At 66.1% G+C, this 348-nt stretch carries 1 protein-coding gene; it reads right to left on the bottom strand.

Going from position 1 to position 348, the window contains the following annotated elements; all coding sequences use genetic code 11:
* On the bottom strand, nucleotides 1-348 hold a 348-nt coding region (locus AC1RO3_RS08910), incomplete at both ends, for a P-loop NTPase family protein (protein ID WP_481764068.1).

Raw genomic sequence — 348 nt, forward strand, 5'->3', positions numbered from 1 at the left:
CTTTCCTGCAGGCGTTCGGCGGTGAGCCCGTATCGGGCTGCGCTCGCGATGGCGTGGGCGAGGCCGTCGGCAGGGCGCCGGCTGAGGTGGAAGGTGCGGGTGGTGACGTCGGCCGGGTCGACGTCGGCGACCATGCTGACGGTTTCCGGGCCGAGGGTGGAGAGCTCGTCGACGAAGGTGACGCACACTCCGAGCGCACCGAGAGCGATGATCCGGTCGAGGATCTGTGTGCCGAGGAAGATCGCGTCGCTCACGGTCGTCGAGGTGAAGATCTCGTTCATGATGATGATGCTGTCGCCGGTGGCCTGATGCAGGATCGCGTGAATCCGGACCATGTCGTACTCCAGC

This window comes from Dellaglioa sp. CoH-57-MRSF-19, from assembly GCF_056781975.1.